The sequence below is a fragment of the Thermodesulfobacterium geofontis OPF15 genome (assembly GCF_000215975.1).
GTDB classification, from domain to species: Bacteria; Desulfobacterota; Thermodesulfobacteria; order Thermodesulfobacteriales; family Thermodesulfobacteriaceae; genus Thermodesulfobacterium; species Thermodesulfobacterium geofontis.
Genome location: NC_015682.1, coordinates 1065335 through 1080819 on the forward strand (window position 1 = coordinate 1065335; position 15485 = coordinate 1080819).

Below are 15485 nucleotides of genomic sequence, written 5' to 3' on the forward strand. Positions count from 1 at the left end.
TTTTTAAGGTTCGGGTTTAAGTAAACTATGTTTATATCCATAAAGTAAGTAAATTAGAATTCCTATAATAGTCCATACACCAAATCTAATCCAAGTTTCGATGGGAAGCCCAAGCATTATAAATAAAAGAAAAAATAAATTTATAGGAAGAAAAAGTTTAGGGAATGGGACTTTGAAGGCAGGATTATAATCTTTATTTTTTCTTAATAATATTACAGCTACTCCTATGATGAAATAAGCAAAAAGAGTTCCAATATTTATCAATTCTGCAAGTATTTTTAAAGGTAAAAATCCTGCAAATAAGGATAAAAATAAAGCACCAAAAAGAGAAGCCTTATGAGGAGTAAAATACTTATAATGAACCTCAGAAAAAGCTTTAAAAATTAACCCGTCTCTTGCAAGAGCATATAGAACCCTTGTAAAACCTATAGCCATAACAAGCATTACTGAAGTAATAGTTATTACTGCCCCTAAGGAAATAAAATTTGCTACCCATTTTTCATTAACTTTATACATAGCATAGGCAAGAGCATCTGGTTTTCCTTCATATTCCCAATAAGGAAGCATTCCCACCAAGGTAAAAGAAACTATTATATAAAGAAAAGTTATAATAATTAAAGAAAGAATAAGTCCTTTAGGAAGGGTTTTTTTAACTTCCTTTGTTTCTTCAGCAAGAGTAGCAAGGGCATCAAAGCCAAGATAAGTAAAAACTATAAGGGAGGCTCCACTCCAAACACCTTTCCATCCATAGGGCATAAAATTTTTAAAATTTTCCCAATTTACGTATTTACTTCCTATAATTACGAAGAGAATAAGAACAATTAGTTTTAAAATTACTATAAAATTATTTACTAAAGCACTTTTTCTAATCCCTATGGTTACAAGTAAGAATATTAAAATAACTCCCATAAAAGCAAAAAGATCCATAAAGGTACCCTGTTGAAGATTTATTGGACCTGAAAGGGCAGTTGGTAGAACGAAATTAAAATTATTTTTTAAAAAAGCCCTCAAATATCCTGACCAACCAGTTGCAACCGCGGCTGTAGCAACTCCATATTCAAGAAGTATATTCCACCCTACTAACCAAGCAAAAAATTCTCCTAAAACAAAATAAGTATAATTGTATGCACCTCCTGCAAGAGGAAAGGCAGAACAAAGTTCAGCATAAACAAGGGCAGTTATTCCTATTCCAATTCCTGCCAATATAAAAGAGAGTACAATAGCAGGACCAGCATAAGAAGCTGCTGCTTGTCCTGTAATAACAAAAATTCCTGCCCCAACAACAGCCCCTATCCCTATGAAAACTATATCCCATAAACGAAGTTCTCTTTTTAATTTAGAATCGATTTTTTCAGCAAGATTTAAAGGTTTTTTTCTAAAAAGGTTCATAATTAAACCATAATTATACTAAAAAATTTCTTTTAATCCAGTAGTAATATATTCAATTGCTATACTTGCAAGAATAAGTCCAAGAATTCTAACTATAGCTTTTGTTCCTAATTCTCCTAAGAGTTTAGAAATTTTGGAAGAATAACTAAAAATTAAATAAGTAATTAGTAAAACTAAGAAAATTATTAAGGATAAACCTAATTTGGTGTGTAAAGTAGAAGTTTCACCCAATATTATAGTAGTAGTTATAGCACCAGGACCAGCTAAATATGGGATACCAAGAGGAACTATAGAAACATCTTCTTTTTCTTTTACTTTTAAGGTCTCTTTTTCAGTTGTTTTTACTTGTGTAGTTTTTCCAAAAAGCATTTCCATAGAGATAAGAAAAAGAAGTATACCTCCGGCTATCCTAAAAGAAGAAACTGAAATTTGGAAAAAGGATAATAAATATTTTCCTATCCATAAAAAAAATAACAAAGTTAAACAAGCTGTTAAGGAAGCTCTTAAGGCAATTTTTTTGCGCTCCTCTTCAGAATATCCTGCAGAAATGCTTAAAAAGAAAGGGACACCTCCTATAGGATCAATAATAGTAAAAAGAGTTAGAAAACTTTTAATTAAGAAGCCTGTTTCCATAAATGTTTTCCTCTTAAATAAAAATAAAGTCCTGGTAAAGAAGAAATGAGAATGATGGAGTATCCTAAAAGTCCTAAAGAAATTCCATATTCTAAGGAATAATGTAGAAGAGAAAGAAAATAACTTAAAGTTCCTTCTCTTACTCCTAATCCTGAAATGCTTAGAGGTAGAGCTGCAAGAAAACTAACTACAGGTATAATTACAAAGAGATTAAAAAATTTTAAATTAAGATGCAAAGCCTTACTTAGAAAAACAAATTGCAAAACAAAAAGAACTTGAATAGTGAAACCTAAGAATAAGGGTTTTATATTGTAAGGGAAAAGAATAGGTTTTAAATATTCCGGAGAGTAATATTTTTTAATTATCACATTTCCCAAAATTGCCATCAATAAAGTTCCATAAACTAAATATATAAGAAATGAGTAAAATTTATGAGGAAGAAAATTTCCAAAAAGAGGCAAAGACCAAAAAAGAATCAGAAAAATACCTAATAAACCAAATATTCTATCGAAAAAGACACTTAAACTTGCCTTTTTCCAATTTAACCCCTCTTTAGTAAGAAAAAGGGTTCTTAAAATATCGCTTCCTATAATTCCGGGAAAGATAGTATTTAGAGAAAAGCCCATTAGATAAGTTTTCAAATAAAATAAATATTTAGTTTTAAAATTCCAACTTTCACATATAGTCTTCCACCTAAGAGCTACTAATATTTGAAAAGTATTAAAACTTAATAAGGCTAAAAGATAATAGGGTAAAGTAATTCCTTTAAAAATGTTTTTTAGTTTTTCAAAATCGCTTTTTTTAAAAAGAATATAAAGTATGGAAAAGGTAATAAAAATTCTAAGAAAAAAGAGGAAATAGGATTTAAGTTTTTTCATTTTAATCCTTCAATCTTTAAATACTCGAAAATATTTAATATAAGTAGCTGAGGGATTTAGGAGTGGATTTTCTATAATAGCTACTAATTTTCCCCTTGTAGTAACAACCCTTATCCATTTTTCTGTAGGAGAAATAACAAGTTTTTGAAATTTTATGAAAGAGAGAAAAGAAGATGTATGAATCTGTCGACCGTCTTTTATTCTTTGTGAAAGGTCTTCACTAACAATAACCTTAGGTAAAAATTCAAGAGCAGATTCCGGAGGTATAATAAAAGGCATCAATTTATCTAATCCTTGAGAATAAAGCTCTTTTAGTTTTTCTAAAGTTATAGATTTATCTAAAGTAAAAATACTCTTTTGTAATCTTCTTAAATTTACAAGAACAGCTCCACAACTTAGCTTTTTCCCTAAATCATGAACTAAGGACCTTACATAAGTTCCTTTAGAACAATGAAGATAAAAACGGATTTTGGAATCCTCTTTTCCAAGAATTTTAAATTCGCTAATTTTAATTTTTTTTGGTTTCTTAGGAATAAATATTCCGTCTCTAGCGTATTTATAAAGCGGTTTTCCTTTATATTTAGTAGCAGAAAAGGGAGGGGGGATTTGCTCAATTTCTCCTAAAAAGGAATTGGCTATTTCTTGAATTTCTTCTATACTTATATCTGGAACTTCTGCTTTACTTAATATTTCCCCTGTAATATCATAAGTATCAGTAGTTATCCCTAATTGAAATTCACCTTCATATATTTTATCTCCCTCTAAAAAGATTTCTGCAAGCTTAGTAGTATTATTTAAAAAAATTGGTAAAACTCCTGTTGCAATAGGATCAAGCGTTCCTCCATGCCCAGCTTTTTTAATTTTTAAAATTTTTTTAACCTGTTCTAATGTTTCAGTAGAAGTCAATCCTTGAGGCTTATCTATTACTAAAATTCCATTTAATAAGGAGGCTTTAGCTTCCATAGTAATTTTTTAGAATTTCTTTAAATTTTTTTAAAAACTCATAAAAATTTTCAATTTTTATTTTGAAACCGCAGGCATACTTATGTCCTCCACCACCGAAGGTTTTAGCTAAATTTAGTACCTCAATAGGAGCTCTACTTCTAAGGCTTACACTAACCATGTTTTTTTCAAACTCTTTTATAAGAGCAGAAATTTTAACCCCTTTTATACTTCTTAAAAAATTAGAAAAATCGTTTAAATTTTTAATGCCTAAATTTTGAATATCTTCATAAGTTAAATAAGAAATAGCTATAATTCCATTTTCAAGAAATTCAAGTCTATTTAAAATTACTTTAAGAGTTTCCAATTCTTTAAGAGATATATTCTCAAAAAGGTGAGAAGCTATTAAATGAGGTTTTGCTCCTAATTTACAAAATTCACTTGCTATTAAAAAAGTTTTTTCATCTACATTTTCATATTTAAAACAACCTGTATCAAAGTAAAGACCAGCTAATAAATTTTGTGCCATCTCAGGAGTAATAATAAAATTTTTGTTTTTAAGAATTTTATATATTAAAAAAGTAGTCGAAGGGGCTGAAGGGTCAATTATTGTAATTTCATCTTCAGAAAAGGATTTTTTATTTTTTTCAATCTGATGATGATCTATAATAATAAAAACTTCAGAATTTAAAATCTTTTCGTAAATTTTTTCAAATATTCTTTCTGGACTATGGGCATCTAAAATAATAGTAGCAAATTTTTGAGGAAGATTACTAAAGTTATCTACCAAAATAAGATCTTCTGAATAGGGTAAAAATTCTATATTTTCTGGAATATTTTCTAAAAGGGGGAAAGAATTTTTATTAAGTAATTTTAAAAGATTGTGTAAGGTAAGCATAGAAGATATTCCATCTACATCTGGATTTAAGTGGGTAATTAATATAAAATTTTCAAAAGATTCCAAAATATTAAAAAATTTTTTTAAATTTTCATTCATTTTTATAATTTCTTTGAAATTTTAGCAAATAGTTCATCAAGTCTTTTTTCTTTTTCTAATTTGTCATCTTGACGAAATTCAATATCTGGAAGGTATTTAAGAGTTATTTTTTCTCCTAAAAGTTTTTTTATATAACCTTTTGCTCTATTTAAAGCCTTTTCTACTTCTTTTATATCTCCCTCATAAACTGTAAAATAAATGATTGCTTTTTTCAAATCTTCTCCAATTTTTACTTCAGTAATGGTGATAAATTGTTTTAGTGCAGGGTCATTTAATTCATGCATAATTATTTCTGATATGACTTCTTGTAAAAGACTGGCAACTTTTTTAGATCTATAGGACATTGAAGTTTTTAATAGGAAATAAAATCTATTTCAGCTTTAATAATTTCAATATTTCCGTCATTTTTTATAAAGTTTAAAATAGAAGTAAGTTTGCTATCCACAAATTTTTGATCTTTTCCAACTATACTTATACCAAGAGTTGTTTTTTGCCAAAGATCATGACCATCAACTTCAGCTAAGGATATTTTTTTAAATTGAGATTCTAATTTATGGATAAGAGCTTTTAATATTTTTCTTTTTGATTTTAAAGAATTTGGCTCAGGGAAAAAGATTTCTATTTTTGCTATCCCTACCACCATTTTAAAGCTCCGGAGCAACTTCTTTTATTTCGAAAGCCTCAATAATGTCTCCTTCTTTAATATCTTGAAAGTTTTCTATTCTCAATCCACATTCATATCCTGCTGCAACTTCTTTTACATCTTCTTTAAAACGTTTTAGAGAAGCAATATTTCCTGTAAAGATTACTACTCCATCTCTAATAACCCTTACTTTATTATTTCTACTAATTGTTCCTTCCTTTACATAACAACCGGCAACTATACCAATTTTGGGGATTTTAAAAGTAGCTCTTACTTCAGCAACGCCTGTAATATGTTCTACAAGTTTAGGTTCAAGAAGACCTACCATAGCTTTTTTAATGTCATCTATGAGCTGATATATGACATCATAAAATTTTATTTCAACCTTTTCTTCCTTAGCAACATTTTTTGCATTAGGAGTGGGTTTCACATTAAAACCAACCACTATTGCATTAGAAGCTGAGGCAAGCATTACATCACTTTCTGAAATGGCTCCAATTCCAGCACGTATAATATTAATTTTTACTTTATCGGTAGAAAGTTTTGATAAAGAACTTTTTAATGCTTCCAAAGTTCCTTGAGTATCTGCTTTTAAAACAATATTTAATTCCTTTATTTCTCCTTCTTTAAGTTTTTCAAAAAGTTTTTCTAAAGAAATTTTAACTTCTTTAGCAGCTTCAGCTTCACGGGCTTTTCTTTGACGATATTCTGCTATTTTTCTTGCTTTTTCTTCTTCATCAACTACTATAAAGTCGTCTCCAGCTTGGGGAACATCTTCAAATCCAAGTATCTCTACAGGAATTGAAGGTGTAGCAGTTTTTATTCTATTTCCATAACTATCAAACATAGCTCTTACTCTTCCATAGGTAAGCCCAGCTACAAAAACATCCCCTTCTCTTAAGGTTCCTTCTTGAACAATAACAGTAGCTACAGGTCCTCTACCTTTATCAAGTTTACTTTCAATAATTCTTCCCCTTGCAGGTCTATCATAAGCAGCTTTAAGATCAAGCATTTCCGCTTGTAAAAGAACAAGCTCTAAAAGTTCCTCTATTCCTATTCTTTTTTTTGCAGAGATATTAGCTACTAAAGTATTTCCTCCCCATTCCTCTGGAACGAGCCCTAATTCTGCTAATTGGGATTTAACTCTTTCAGGATTAGCATCAGGTTTATCAATTTTGTTTATAGCAACTACAATCGGAACTTTAGCAGCTCTTGCATGTTCTATAGCTTCTTTAGTTTGTTCCATAACCCCATCATCAGCAGCAACTACAAGGATTACTATATCAGTTACTTGAGCTCCTCTTGCTCTCATAGAAGTAAAAGCTTCATGTCCAGGGGTATCAATGAAGGTTATAATTCTTCCATCTTCCAATTTCACTGTATAAGCACCTATATGTTGGGTAATTCCTCCTGCTTCTTTACTTGCAACATCAGTTTTTCTTATAGCATCAAGAAGTGTTGTTTTTCCATGATCGACATGTCCCATAACTGTAACTACAGGTGGTCTTGGTTTTAGCTCCTCTGGAGATGGAGGGATATACTGTAAAAGAATTTCTTCCTCGATAGGTGCTTTCTCTACTTGATAACCAAATTCGTCAGCTAAAATAGCTGCAGTATCAGCATCTATAGATTGATTAGCAGTTACAGGCATCCCCATTTGTAAAGATTTTTTAATGAGTTCTCCTACTTTTACTCCCATCAATTTAGCAAGTTCGCTAACTTGAATAGTTTCATAAATTTTAATTTTTTTCTCTTTTGGAGGAAGGGTAGGTGGTCTTTCTGGAACTTTTTCTACTTTTTCTTTTACTTTTTTAGGTTTTTCTTCTACAAGCTCTTCTTTTTCTTCAAAAAGAACTTCTGGTTCCTCTAAAAAGAAATCTTCAAAAGTTTCTAATTCTCTCCTTTCTTTTTTAAATATTCCTGGTTTTTTCTTGCTTTTTTTCTTTTCCTTTAATTCAAGCTCTCTTTCTTTTTTCTTTCTCTTTATCTCTTCTTTTTCTGGTCTTGGTATTGTTTCAGGTTCCTCAGTGGGGATAGGTGCTGAAGGGACTTCTCTTGGCTTAAAAGGTCTTTCTTTTCTTGGTCTAAAATCAGTAACTACTCTTTTTTCATGAGAAACTTTTATTTCTCTTTCAGGTGCTTCTAAAGGTCTTTCTTCTTTGATTGTTTCTTCTAATTTAATGCTTTCTTTTTCTAAAACTTCTTTTTCTGGAGTAACTAAAGCTTCAGGCTTTTCAACTTCCAGCTTCTCAGCTTCGGGCTTTTCAATCTCGGGCTCTTCTTTTTTAATTTTTTTTATAATTAACTTTTTCTTCTTTGGTGCTTCTAAAGCTTCAGGGCTTAAAATTTCGGCAAAGGCACTTTCTGAAAGATCAACTTGATGTTTTTCTATATCTTCTTTTCTTATAATAATAAAATTAGATTTTATACTATAGTGTTCTCTTATTTTTTGGGCTTCTTCTTCACTAACAGAAGAGGCTATTGTTTTTACAGTGTAACCCTTTTCTTGAAGTTCTTTAAGAAGCTCCTTAGGATCTAAATTTAATTCTTTAGCTAATTCTACAACTTTTATTTTTGCCATTAACCACCTAATTTTAAAATTTTTAATTTTTTAAAAATTTTTAAAAATTAAGTTTAAATAAGTTTAATCTTAAAGTAAGAAAATTCAAGAGCTTCTTTTAATTTGAAAAAATTAGATTAAATTAAAATTTAATGAGAAAGGTAATCATTATTCCTGCAAGATATGGATCTACAAGATTTCCTGGTAAACCTTTAGCTTTGCTTTGGGGTAAAACTATTATTCGTCATGTTTATGAAAGAGCTTTAGCTTCAGAAATAGAAGAAATATATGTAGCAACTGATGATGAAAGAATTTTTAATGAAGTAATAAGTTTTGGAGGAAAAGCAATTTTAACAAGTAAAGAACATACCTGCGGTACCGAAAGAGTTGCAGAAGCAGTTAATATTTTAGGACTTGATGAAGAAGACCTAATAATAAACTTGCAAGCTGATCAACCCCTTTTCCCCTCTGAATATTTTTCCTTGCTCATAAAACCCTTATTATTTTCTTCTGATATTCATATGAGCACTCTTGCAACACCTATAAAAAATTTAAAAGATCTTGAAAATCCTAATAGAGTAAAAGTAGTTTTAGATAAAGAAGGTAGGGCACTTTATTTTTCTAGATCTTCTATTCCCTATTTTGTTCCTTCTGGTAAAGAACCACTCTATTTAAAACATATAGGAGTTTATGCTTATACAAAAGGTTTTTTAGATAAATTTATAAGTCTTCCACCAGGAGATTTAGAAGCTTCTGAAAAACTTGAGCAATTAAGGGCTTTAGAATATGGTTATAAAATAGCTGTAACAGTAGTACCAAAAGAGGTTCCAGAAGTTGATACCCCTGAAGATTTGGAATATATAAAAACTTTAAAAGAGGAAGAGCTATGAAAAGAGAACCAGCAGTTGCAGGATATTTTTATAGTGACAATCCACGAGAACTTAAGTTTCATCTATCTACTCTTATTAAATTTAGAGAAAATAAAATCAGAGCTAAAGGGATAATTGTTCCTCATGCAGGATATATGTATTCTGGATGGGTAGCAGGCAAAGTTTACGGAAGCATAATACCTCCTGATACTGCTATAATAATTGGAACAAATCATACAGGATTAGGTGAAAGGATATCCCTATTTCCTGGAGAGGCATTTATAACCCCCTTAGGTGAGGTTTCGGTTGATAAAGAAATTTCAGAAGATTTAATAAAATCAGTTCCACTTTTATCAAGAGATGTTATGGCACATCTACATGAACATTCAATAGAAGTCCAAGTTCCCTTTTTACAATACATAAATCCTAAAGTAAAAATAGTTCCTATATGTTTAAGTAAACTTAGTTTAGAAGAGGTTAAAGAGTTAGGAAAAGGTATAGCTGAGGTTATAAAAAAACATTCTGATAAATATATTTTAATTGTTGGGAGTAGTGATTTTAGTCATTATGTACCTCATGAAGTAGCTAAGAAAAAGGATTTAATGGCAATAAGAGAAATATTAAAGCTTTCAGAAGAAGATTTTCTTAAAGTTATTTATGAAGAAAAAATAAGTGCCTGTGGGTATATTCCTATAGCTGTTACTATTAATACCTGTAAAAATCTCGGAGCGAGTAAAGCTGAACTGGTAGAATATCAAACTTCAGGAGATATAATAAAGGATTATTCTTCTGTAGTTGGATATGGAGGAATAATTATTTATTAAAGAAGGGGGATTTTAAAAATGGTTGTAACTAGGTTTCCTCCGAGTCCAACAGGACATTTACATCTTGGAGGAGCAAGAACAGCGCTTTTTAATTGGCTTTTTGCAAGGCACAACAAAGGAAAATTTATCCTTCGTTTTGAAGATACAGATAGAGAAAGATCAAAACCTGAGTATGTGGATTCTATAATATCTGCTTTAAAATGGCTTGGGCTTGAATGGGACGAAGGTCCATATTTTCAAAGTGAAAGAATAGAAATATACCAAAAATATGCAAAAAAGCTTTTTGAAGAGGGAAAAGCATATTATTGCGAATGTTCTAAGGAGGTTTTAGAAAAAAAGAAAGAGGAAATGTTAAAAAGAGGGCTTAAACCAAGATATGATGGAACTTGCAGAGATAAAAATTTAGGTCCAGGTGAGGGTAGGGCATTAAGAATTAAGGTACCAGAAATTGAAGAAATTATTTTTGAAGACCTTTTAAGAGGAAAGATCGTTTTTCCTGCGGAAGAAATAGATGATTTTATAATAATGCGTTCAGATGGAACACCTACATATCATTTTGCAGTAGTAATAGATGATATTACTATGGGAATAACTCATGTAATAAGAGGAGACGATCACATTTCTAATACCCCTAAACAAATTATTATATATAATGCCCTTGGAGTTAATCCTCCAGAATTTGCACATATCCCTATGGTTCTTGGGTCTGATGGAGCAAGATTATCTAAAAGGCATGGAGCAAAATCTGTTCTTGAATATAAAGAGGCTGGTTTTTTACCTAAGGCACTTATTAATTATTTAGCTCGTCTTGGTTGGGGATATGGAGATCAAGAATATTTTACAGTAGAAGAACTAATTGAAAAATTTGATCTTCAAAGTGTAAATCTCTCTCCTGCAAGATTTGATCAAGATAAACTTTTAGCTATAAATGCTTATTGGATAAAGAATAGCGATAATAAATATCTTTTAGAGCATCTTAAATATTTTCTCAAGTCTTATGATTTAGATAAGTTTTCTGAGGAATATCTTCTTTCTGCTATAGAAACGGTAAAAACAAGAAGCAAGACCTTGGTTGAGATGGCCGAAATGATAGAATTTTACTTAGTAGAAGAAGTAAGTTATGATTTGGACGGAGCTAAAAAATTTTTAGTTTCAGAAATTAAACCTTTACTTCAAAAAATAGTTGAGGATTTAGAGGAAATTCCTTTAGAAAATGAAAAGAAATTTGAAGAGTATTTTAGAGAACTTTCTGAAAAATCAGGTATTAAGTTAAAAAATATTGCTCAAGCTGTAAGAGTTGCTTTAACAGGAAAAGCGGTTAGTCCTTCTCTTTTTGAGATAATGAAAGTTTTAGGAAAGGAAAGAGTTGAAAAGAGATTAAAGAGAGCATTAGATTTTATAGAAAGTCAAAGATAAAGTTTAGAAAAAGTGGTTGTAAAATAATAAGAAAAGATTATAATTATAAGAAATACGGGGCGTAGCGCAGCCTGGAAGCGCACCTGCCTTGGGAGCAGGGGGTCGGAGGTTCAAATCCTCTCGCCCCGATTGTATTTTCAAGGGGTCCAAAAATTTAACTCCTTCCACTGTGATAAATTGTGATAGAATTATGATAAAGCACTCTTTCTAAAGTTTTTACAGCCCTTTTAAAATCCTTTATAATAACTCTTTCAACAATTTCAACTGTAATTTTGCATCCTGCTTTGATATATTTTTTCAAATTTTCAACGATTTTTCCTTCTATAAATGTTTTTTCTGAGACATTTATATGAATTGGAATATCCCAGTTTTTACTTTTAAAGGTAGAAGTTTTTATAAGGTTTTCTTCAAACTCATAAATAAATGGATGAACCTCAAGTAGATGAATAAATTCACTTGCAGTATAAAGATTGTCACTAGCTATTCTTGCTAAAGCTTCGGCTGAGCAAGGTTTCAAATCTTTTGAACTAAATATTGGTTGATAATAGAACCTAAAAAATTTTGAACTAAATATCGGTTGATAATAGAATTTAAAAAGATTTATATCAATTGCTTCCTTAATGATTGTCTGTATTTTTAAGGTCTCTAATATTTTGTCTTCAAACTTTTTATCATAAAGCACTATAGCATTTGGGGAGCTCTTTTTAGCTTCTTTTAGGGCAAATCCAGCTTTTTCAAAAAGTTCTAAAGGATTCACTCCATCAAATGGATAAATAGAAACCCCAGAAGTAAGAAAGACACTTATATCTTCAAATTTAAAAGAAGAAAAATTTTCAATTCTTTTTAAAACTGAAAATACATCCTCTTTTCTCTTAACCTCAATAAAAATTAAAAATTCATCTGGACCAATTCTTCCAATAAGGTCTTCCTTTCTTAAGTTTTGTCTTAAAAATCTTTCTATCTCCTCAATTAATCTTTTTCCCTTTTCAAAACCATATTTTATATTTATGTATCCCATCTCAAATACATCCATCCTTATAAAAATTCCAACCTTAGCTGTTTTTATTCTTTCAGAGACTTCAAAAAGAATTTTTTCGATAATTAACACTTCTGGATAAAGATTTTTATTCACTATATGAACCTTTAACAAATTTTAAAAATTATATCGGAATTGTTTTACTGATGTTTAATGTTAAAATATTTTTAAATGTATTTAAAAAGGGGGGCAAAATGAGAAAAATTTGTAAAATCTTTTTAAGTATATTTCTTATTATTCTATTTAGTTCTTCTATAAGTTTATCTAAAATTAACAAAAAAATTTTAATGATTATTGCTCAACAAAATTTTAGGGATGAAGAATTGTTAATTCCCAAAAAGCTTTTTGAAAAAGAGGGTTATAGTGTGGTTATAGCGGGAACTTCTTTAAAACCAGCTAAAGGTATGCTTGGTGCTGTAGTTACACCTCAAATTTTAATTGATCAGGTTAGAGTAGATGAATATGATGCTATAGTTTTTGTAGGAGGAGTAGGTGCTAAAGAATATTTTAATAATTCTATAGCCCATAAAATAGCAAAAGAAGCAGTTTCCAAGAATAAAATCCTTGCAGCTATTTGTATTGCTCCAAGAATATTAGCTGAAGCTGGGGTTTTAAAAGGGAAGAAAGCAACTTGTTGGGCAGAAGAAGGAAAGAATTTGGAAAGAAAAGGTGCATATTATACGGGAAGACCTGTTGAAGTTGATGGAAATATAGTTACAGCTTCCGGTCCTCAAGCTGCAGAAGAATTTGCAAAAACCATTATAAAACTATTAAAAACTAAAAAATAAATTTAAATAGAAAAATTATGGAACAGAAAAAAAACAAAAGATAATTATCATTAAAAAGGGAGAAGAAAACAAAGAACAAAAGAGTCAAGCACAACAAACACAAAAACCATCTTTAGATCAATTTTTAAAAAATAAAAATGGTAATCCAAACTCGAGGAGCTCTTATTAGAGGAACTTTTCGTTCAATTGTAAATGAATTTTTAGTTTTAGAAAATGCTAAGTTATAGGTACCCAGCACGTAGCTTAAGCTGATCTCTAAATGCCTATCAAAACAGGTTTAGCAGAAATTAGGAAAAGAAAATTAATAGATGAATTAAACCGCTTAATTCCTGAAATTATTAAGCTTGATGTAGAAAAAATTATCCTTTTTGGCTCTTTAGTAACCGAAGATATTCATAAAACAAGCGATATTGATTTGATAATTGTGAAAAAGACTGATAAAAAATTTTTAGATAGGCTTGATGAGTTTTATAGTAAATTAAATCCGAAAGTAGCTATTGACATTTTTGTTTATACCCCTGAAGAGTTTAAAGAAATGAAAGAAAATAACTCGTTTATTAAATGGGCTTTAAAAGAAGGAGTTGTTGCATATGAAAAGAAACAAAAAGAATGAAGCTCAAAGATGGTTTTTGCAGGCTCAAAGAGATTTAGATGATGCAAAATTTAATCTATCTGGAGAAAGATTTAATGTTGCTTGCTTCTTAGCTCAACAATCTGCAGAAAAAGCTATAAAAGCTTATCTGATTTTTAAAGGTGCTGATTTCGTATGGGGACATTCGGTAGCAGATTTATGTGAAGATGCTAAAAAGTTTGATTCAGAGTTTCAAACAATTGAAAAGGCCTGCAAGTCTTTGGACAAATTTTATATTCCTACCCATTATCCCAATGCTTTACCAGGTGGAATCCCTTCTGAAGCTTTTGATAGATCTGATGCTGAAAAAGCAATCTCTTTAGCGGAAGAAATTCTTAAATTTGTTGAAAAAAAGCTACAAATTTCTTGATAAATTTCCCGTAGTATCTTTTTATTACGTGAAAACTTTTTTAAGAAGGGCTTAATAAATCCCCATTTTCAACCTCGTTAAAGCCAAAATCTTATTAATTGGGGAAACACTTGAGGTATAAGAGAAATATATAACTTTCCCAAGAGATAACTAACTAAAACTACCAGGAAAGGAGGGAAGCTACCACAAAAGAAAAAAACTAAAACTTGAACCACACAAACTATAGATTTTATACCAGAGATTTACTTACAAAGTATGGGAAGGTTCAAGATTTAAAAGTGCCTCGGGTCAGGAATGGGAGTTTTCGTCCTGCTATACTTTCTGAAAGAAGGAAGGATGATTTAGATCTTACATCTGCTATTATTACCCTTTATGTATTCACCTCAAAGATTTTTCGGTTAATAAAGGTGACTGAAGATAAATTAAGTGCGTTTAGTATTTATTTGGAGAGATAAAGTAGTAAAAGAGCTGTTTATTTAGCTCGTAGTGAACAAAGTCTGATGGAAGAGGGGAAATGGGATTTAAGAGGTTATAGCTGAAGAGTTAAGAAGGATATATAGAGTGGATACTGAAAAAATCTGCTAAAGAGGGGATATTAAGATTAAAGGAAAGATAGGGTAAAATATTTCTTAGGGCAGTTTATTTATACAACTAATCAGCTTGAAAGATTAGCAAAGGAGATAAAAAGGAGGATAAAGGTAATAGAAGTATTTTCAGATGAAGTATCAGTTGAAAGATTATTATATTTGATCTTGAAAGAGATGAATGAGAGGTTAAACTCAAGGAGGTTAAGGGGGTTTAACGAGATTGAATTGGGGACCTACCATGCCCTTCCCAAAAAAAATTTTTACACAATAAAGGGATACTATGTAAAATTTAAAAAAATATATGAAAATTTAAAAAATATTTAAAAAATTAACGTATATTTAGCATTTAAATTCCAAAAATAGCTAAAAATTTTTATTGACAAATTTTTATGGTTTTAATAAAATATTTATATTTAGATTTAGATTAAGGAAAGAAAAATTTGATAGAATTTTCAAAGATCAGCTCAATTCTTAAGAATTTGCTTTTTTTGTTAAAGTCGTTATTTAAGACTTTCGGCTTAGTTTTAATTTTAGTGATTAGTTTAGTAATTAATGTTTATTCACAGGAGGGGGTTAAGGGAGCTGGAGGTGGTGTTCAAGGAAGAAGAACAATCCTTGATTTTAAGCAAGAGCTAAAGCTTAATGAAAAGCAGGTTAAAGAGATAGAAAAGTTTTTGCAAGAATATTTTAAAAAGGAAAAGGAATTTGTAGATAAGATAAAAGAAAAAGAGGCAAAGCTAAATCAAATGTTAAACAGTGGTAGCGATATTAAGGAGGTAAAAAAACTTGCAAAGGAAATATATTGTCTCCGTGGGGAGCTTTGGGGAGAGGAGCTTGAGACAGCAAAGAAGATAGATGGAGTATTAAATGATGAGCAGAGAAAGAAGTGGAGAGAGATTAGACTTGGGAAAAAAATATAAAG

The 15485-nt window shown here is 30.2% G+C and carries 17 protein-coding genes, 1 tRNA gene and 1 pseudogene; 10 read left to right on the plus strand and 9 right to left on the minus strand.

Annotated elements, in window-relative coordinates; genetic code table 11:
• Positions 1–3: 3 nt before the first annotated feature.
• From TOPB45_RS05535 to infB, 8 genes are read right to left on the minus strand one after another with little or no spacing between them, the layout of a single operon-like run.
• Positions 4–1389 carry an amino acid permease gene (locus tag TOPB45_RS05535; protein WP_013909861.1) on the minus strand — a complete coding sequence of 462 codons (1386 nt, stop codon included), beginning with the start codon at positions 1387–1389 and terminating at the stop codon, positions 4–6.
• A gap of 18 nt (positions 1390–1407) precedes the next feature.
• Positions 1408–2022, minus strand: coding sequence for a MarC family protein (locus TOPB45_RS05540; RefSeq protein WP_013909862.1), 615 nt, complete (start codon positions 2020–2022; stop codon positions 1408–1410).
• On the minus strand, positions 2004–2900 hold the full coding sequence (locus TOPB45_RS05545; protein ID WP_013909863.1) for a lysylphosphatidylglycerol synthase transmembrane domain-containing protein: 897 nt from the start codon (positions 2898–2900) through the stop codon (positions 2004–2006). The genes TOPB45_RS05540 and TOPB45_RS05545 overlap by 19 nt, the downstream gene beginning before the upstream one ends.
• A 9-nt stretch (positions 2901–2909) precedes the next feature.
• On the minus strand, positions 2910–3863 hold the full coding sequence (truB, locus tag TOPB45_RS05550; protein WP_013909864.1) for a tRNA pseudouridine(55) synthase TruB: 954 nt from the start codon (positions 3861–3863) through the stop codon (positions 2910–2912).
• Positions 3853–4839, minus strand: a complete 987-nt coding sequence (locus TOPB45_RS05555) for a DHH family phosphoesterase (protein ID WP_013909865.1) — start codon at positions 4837–4839, stop codon at positions 3853–3855. Before TOPB45_RS05555 ends, truB begins: the two co-directional genes overlap by 11 nt.
• Before the next feature lie 2 nt (positions 4840–4841).
• Entirely contained in the window at positions 4842–5183 is a 342-nt protein-coding gene (rbfA, locus tag TOPB45_RS05560; protein ID WP_013909866.1) for a 30S ribosome-binding factor RbfA, read from the minus strand.
• Between the two features lie 8 nt (positions 5184–5191).
• A complete protein-coding gene (locus tag TOPB45_RS05565) occupies positions 5192–5482 on the minus strand; it encodes a DUF503 domain-containing protein (RefSeq protein WP_013909867.1) in 291 nt (96 codons plus the stop codon).
• A 1-nt stretch (position 5483) separates the two neighbouring features.
• Entirely contained in the window at positions 5484–8063 is a 2580-nt protein-coding gene (gene infB, locus TOPB45_RS05570; protein ID WP_013909868.1) for a translation initiation factor IF-2, read from the minus strand.
• 131 nt (positions 8064–8194) lie between these two features.
• Here infB and kdsB point away from each other — a divergent pair, with 131 nt between their 5' ends.
• From kdsB to TOPB45_RS05590, 4 genes are all read left to right on the plus strand, one after another.
• Positions 8195–8932 carry a 3-deoxy-manno-octulosonate cytidylyltransferase gene (gene kdsB, locus TOPB45_RS05575; RefSeq protein ID WP_013909869.1) on the plus strand — a complete coding sequence of 246 codons (738 nt, stop codon included), beginning with the start codon at positions 8195–8197 and terminating at the stop codon, positions 8930–8932.
• On the plus strand, positions 8929–9735 hold the full coding sequence (gene amrB / locus TOPB45_RS05580; protein WP_013909870.1) for an AmmeMemoRadiSam system protein B: 807 nt from the start codon (positions 8929–8931) through the stop codon (positions 9733–9735). Before kdsB ends, amrB begins: the two co-directional genes overlap by 4 nt.
• Before the next feature lie 18 nt (positions 9736–9753).
• Complete coding sequence (gene gltX, locus TOPB45_RS05585) at positions 9754–11151, plus strand: glutamate--tRNA ligase (RefSeq protein ID WP_013909871.1); 1398 nt, start codon at positions 9754–9756, stop codon at positions 11149–11151.
• 55 nt (positions 11152–11206) lie between these two features.
• Positions 11207–11280 (plus strand) — tRNA-Pro (locus TOPB45_RS05590).
• 25 nt (positions 11281–11305) lie between these two features.
• On the opposite strand, the gene TOPB45_RS05595 is transcribed toward TOPB45_RS05590, so the two are convergent.
• Positions 11306–12283, minus strand: coding sequence for a GGDEF and EAL domain-containing protein (locus tag TOPB45_RS05595; RefSeq protein WP_013909872.1), 978 nt, complete (start codon positions 12281–12283; stop codon positions 11306–11308).
• A 98-nt stretch (positions 12284–12381) separates the two neighbouring features.
• On the opposite strand from TOPB45_RS05595, the gene TOPB45_RS05600 reads away from it, so the two are divergent.
• The 6 genes and pseudogenes from TOPB45_RS05600 (at position 12382) to TOPB45_RS05620 (ending at position 15483) form a co-directional block, all read left to right on the plus strand.
• Positions 12382–12975 (plus strand): DJ-1/PfpI family protein, encoded by a 594-nt coding sequence (locus TOPB45_RS05600; protein ID WP_013909873.1) that lies wholly within the window; start codon positions 12382–12384, stop codon positions 12973–12975.
• Between the two features lie 259 nt (positions 12976–13234).
• On the plus strand, positions 13235–13588 hold the full coding sequence (locus TOPB45_RS05605; protein ID WP_013909874.1) for a nucleotidyltransferase domain-containing protein: 354 nt from the start codon (positions 13235–13237) through the stop codon (positions 13586–13588).
• Complete coding sequence (locus TOPB45_RS05610; protein WP_013909875.1) at positions 13566–13976, plus strand: HEPN domain-containing protein; 411 nt, start codon at positions 13566–13568, stop codon at positions 13974–13976. The genes TOPB45_RS05605 and TOPB45_RS05610 overlap by 23 nt, the downstream gene beginning before the upstream one ends.
• A gap of 206 nt (positions 13977–14182) precedes the next feature.
• The gene (locus TOPB45_RS05615; protein ID WP_041430347.1) at positions 14183–14431 is read left to right on the plus strand and encodes a transposase; all 249 of its coding nucleotides are present in this window, start codon (positions 14183–14185) and stop codon (positions 14429–14431) included.
• Positions 14432–14614: 183 nt separating this feature from the next.
• Positions 14615–14887 (plus strand): annotated as a pseudogene (locus tag TOPB45_RS09255) (transposase); the annotation flags it as partial.
• A gap of 164 nt (positions 14888–15051) precedes the next feature.
• Positions 15052–15483, plus strand: coding sequence for a Spy/CpxP family protein refolding chaperone (locus TOPB45_RS05620; RefSeq protein WP_236608011.1), 432 nt, complete (start codon positions 15052–15054; stop codon positions 15481–15483).
• Positions 15484–15485 lie beyond the last annotated feature (2 nt).